General features: G+C 64.4%; 2 protein-coding genes and 1 pseudogene. All 3 read left to right on the top strand.

Annotation, left to right across the window (positions count from 1 at the left end; translation table 11 throughout):
* The first annotated feature begins 718 nt into the window (after window positions 1-718).
* Window positions 719-2,125: an outer membrane homotrimeric porin gene (locus FVW27_RS09710; protein ID WP_167124703.1), complete on the top strand. Its 1,407-nt coding sequence runs from the start codon at window positions 719-721 to the stop codon at window positions 2,123-2,125.
* Window positions 2,126-2,627: 502 nt separating this feature from the next.
* Window positions 2,628-3,422: a hypothetical protein gene (locus FVW27_RS09705; RefSeq protein ID WP_167124701.1), complete on the top strand. Its 795-nt coding sequence runs from the start codon at window positions 2,628-2,630 to the stop codon at window positions 3,420-3,422.
* Between the two features lie 210 nt (window positions 3,423-3,632).
* A pseudogene (locus tag FVW27_RS09700) lies at window positions 3,633-3,992 on the top strand (AraC family transcriptional regulator); the annotation flags it as partial.

The following is a 3,992-nucleotide window of genomic DNA, read 5'->3' as shown; positions in this document are numbered from 1 at the left end:
CGGGCTGCGGAAGCCCCGTGGCGGCGTGCGCGGCGGGCGGCGCTTCCGGCTGGCCGTGGGCCGCTTGCGGGGTTGCGGTGGATGTGGACATGCGAACCTCCTGTTCTGCGTTCGTCGTTGTCGCGTAGAACGCAGGAGAATGATCGTTGCACCGTATTGTGGCGTCGCAAATGCGAATGTGTTTGAAGGATGTGTAGCACATTAAAGACTACCGTGGAAGTGGTGTTGCAAAAAATAGTAGTCTACTTGTGTGGTAGATTTGATTGTATACCATTGTGGTATAGTAGAAATACAACCGCTGCGGTAGAAAATGCGTAGTTGATGTTGTGTGTCATGCTGGAACTTGGCGGCAGGTGTACGAGGTGGGAGTTTGGTTGTGTGCCGATATGAAGCAAAATGTTTCAACCGCGTTTCGAAGTTGGGATATCGGTGATGCGGGCAGGCATGGCGAGGCCTTCGCCCGGAGCATGCGCGGCATGGAGCCCGTGGCGCTGGTGCGCGTGTTTGCGGTGGGGTTCCGGGATGCCGGATGTACAGGGGGAAACGCTCCGCTGGTGAGGGGCGAAATGTTTTTGTCAATGAGATTGACTGTGAAAATCATTTTCAGTATCTAGCACGGAAACGTCCACCGTACCCCTGCGCGGCGCGGCGTTGCACGGGGCCGCGCGGCACCACTGCCGCCCGGCCCGCAGCATATTCCTGCAAGGAAGGAGGAAGCATGAAACGTTTGATCACGCTGTTGCTCGGCGCGGCGCTGCTGTGCGGCGCGGTGTCTCCGGCAAGCGCCGCCACCATAGAGGCCAAGGGCGAATGGGCCTTCGACTTCTCGTGGACCGATGGCATGAATTATCGTTCCGCCGATGACGGCGGCGACAGCGAAGACGATTTCGCGGCACACCAGCGGTTGCGCACCCAGATCGACATCATCGCCAGCGAATCGTTGCGCGGTGTGGTGTTTCTGGAAATGGGCACCACCACCTGGGGCCAGGAAGACGGTGCACTGGGTTCCGACGGCAAGTCGGTGAAGGTGCGCCGGTCGTACATCGACTGGACCGTGCCCAATACCGAACTGAAGGTCCGCATGGGCTTGCAGGGCATGGATCTGCCCGGAGCCACCTTTGGTGCCAGCCCCATCCTGAGCGATGAGGACGTGGCCGCCCTGGTGTTGAGCTACACCGTTAGCGAAAATGTGGCCCTCACCGCCTTCTGGGCGCGCCCCTACGACAACAACTCCGGCAACTCCGCCGCCGCCGGCAACGACTTCGACGAAGTGGACCTGTTCGGCCTGACCGCGCCGGTGACCCTGGACGGCGTCAGCGTGACCCCGTACGTCGTGTACGCTTCCGTGGGCAAGGATGTGGACGGCACCGACACGGAATCGTGGGAGACCTTCCGGGACGGCATGCAGAGTCTGGGTGAGCGCACCGGCATGACCGGCGACGACACCCCCACCCACGATGCGTGGTGGGGCGGGGTGGCTGTTGAACTGTCCATGTTCGACCCCTTCTCCGTGAAGATGGACGCCACCTACGGCCGCAAGGACGCCGATGAGGACTACGCCACCCGAGAGGGCTGGCTGGTTTCGGCCATGGTCGAATACAAGATGGAATCCGCCACCCCCGGCGTGTTTGCCTGGTACGGCAGCGGGGAAGACGACGACATCGACAACGGTTCCGAGCGCATGCCTTCAGTGTCGCCCAATGCCTGGGCGCCCACCAGCTTCGGCTTCCCCGGCTCCGTCTTCAACCAGGACAGCCAGTTTGCGCTCAACGGCGCGGGCCTGTGGGGCATCGGCGTGCAGGTGGCGGACATCTCGTTCGTCGAAAACCTGTCGCACCTCGTCCGCGTGGCCTACATGCGCGGCACCAACGATTCCGAACTGGTGAAGGATACCGCCGGGCTGGCTGGCGAACTGGCCCCGGCGCAGGGCGGCGTGTTTCTGACTGACAAGGACAGCGCCTGGGAAGTGAACTTCGACCACACCTACCAGATATACGAAAACCTCACCTTCATCCTTGAAATGGGCTACATCCGCCTGGATCTGGACGAAGATGTCTGGGGTGCCGACGGCGAAGACCTGAATGCCGCCAAGAAGCTGACCTTCAATCTGGTGTACGAGTTCTAGCCGTATCGTCCGGCGGTTGCGCGGCGTGACCGACGCAGGGTGCCGACCGCAGGCACGATAGGCCGCACCGGCAGTGCCGGGCGCGCAAAGCAATGGGGGCAGGGCCTTTGGGTCATGCCCCCTTCGCGTTTGCCCTGTTGGGCGGCAACAGCACGGGGTGGCGGCACATTCGTGGAAGAATGCAGTACGTCATGGTGTAGGTGTGCGTTTGGTATGCGGAAAGAGGGCAGGCGTGTGCAACTGGTGCGACTTTGCATTGCGAATGCGGTGTACAATGCGGAAATCCGTGTGCTATGCGGAAACGGATGACCTTGGACATGTTGTGTCGCACGCCGCGATGTGCGATTGGCGATGCCCTGTCGACGAGTTGCCCGATGGGTGCTGATGCGTGCCAGTGCATGTCGGCATGTGCCTGTGCGCTGCGGGTGGTTCGTTTCTGGCGTGTTTGCCGCATTATTCGGCGGTGTGTCATGCATTCCGCCCACCACAAAAGGTGCCCCCCATGCCCATCGACGGTTGGCTCGAGGCACTGCCCGGGCGGGAAGACCGCACCGCGGACCGCCATGTGGCGGATGACGTCGCCCTGTTCGCTGGCCGCGACCACCCGCTGCTTTCCACCCGCACGGTGCGTCACCATGTCTCACGGCTCAGCGCGCATCTGCTTGCCGGGGAAGTTCCGGGGCGCTCGGGGAGCACGGGGTCCTCAGGCTCCGCAAACCCGTCACGCGGCATGGACGACGGCCTGCGTCGCGCGCTGGTTGGCTATTCCCTGTACACCCGCCAACTGGACATGGTGCAGGACCGTGCCACCAAGCACATCTGCCGCGACGGCTGCGAACGCCCCCCGCTGGGCTGCTGCAACCGCAGCCACAACGTGGTGTTCAGCCTGTCGGACATCATGATGCAGCATCCCACGGCCCTTGCCTTGCGCATGGGCGATGCGCTGGCCCGCCTGCAGGCCGAGGAGGGCACCCATCACGCCCACGGCGCACCCATGGGCGAGCGGGGTTGCCCGTACCTGACGGCCACCGGCTGCACGCTGCATCTCTTCAAGTCGCCGCTGTGCGTGCACTACCTGTGCCCGACGGTGGCCGACGCCCTGAACGCCGCGCACGGGCCGGAGGCCGCGCCCTTCGTGGCGGGCATGCGCCGCGCCGCAAACCGGCAGTTGGAACGCAGTTCCGACTTCATGGACCCCAGCCTGATCGAGGCGGCACTGCGAATGTTCGCGGCGGATGGCGGGGCGGGAAACGGTGGGGAAGGTTGGCTGGACGGCGAGGCAAGCGGCAACGCCTGAGTCCGGTGAATTTCCCGAAAGAGGTGCGGCTGAAAGCACGCACCGGCTCCATGCCGGTCGATGCCGTGTGACCGCTTTTGGCAGAAAGTGCGTGATGCAGGACATTGCCGCCATGGTGGGGAACCGGTAGGCTGCACGGGTCAGGCGGCGGGGTGCCGCCTTTTGCCCGCCTTTCCGGTCCGCCTGCCTGCCATCCCCCGTGAGGTTCCCATGCCGCAGCCCACGCGCCACATCGTGTTTGCCCTCTACCCCGGTTTCGTGGGGCTGGACCTTGCCGGTCCGCTCGACGTGTTCTCCTGCGCGGTCCGGCTGGCCGAGCGGCAGGGGCGCCCCGTGCCGTATCGTTGCCATTTCGTGGCGCGGACCACGGGACCGGTGGTTTCGTCGTCGGGGCTGTCCGTACTGGCCGACACCATGCCCGATGCCTTTGACGCAGCCGTTGCCGTTTCGGACGCCCCCGCCCCGCATACCCTCGTAGTTCCCGGTGGCGTGACGCCGGGGCGCGAAGGGGACGACCCCGACCTGCGCGCCATGGTGGCCGGGCTGGCCGCGCGGGCGCGGCGGGTGGTG

This window comes from Nitratidesulfovibrio liaohensis, from assembly GCF_011682075.1.
GTDB classification, from domain to species: domain Bacteria; phylum Desulfobacterota; class Desulfovibrionia; order Desulfovibrionales; family Desulfovibrionaceae; genus Cupidesulfovibrio; species Cupidesulfovibrio liaohensis.
Note: the sequence above shows the minus strand (reverse complement) of the source record. Positions and strands in the feature narration are given on the sequence as shown.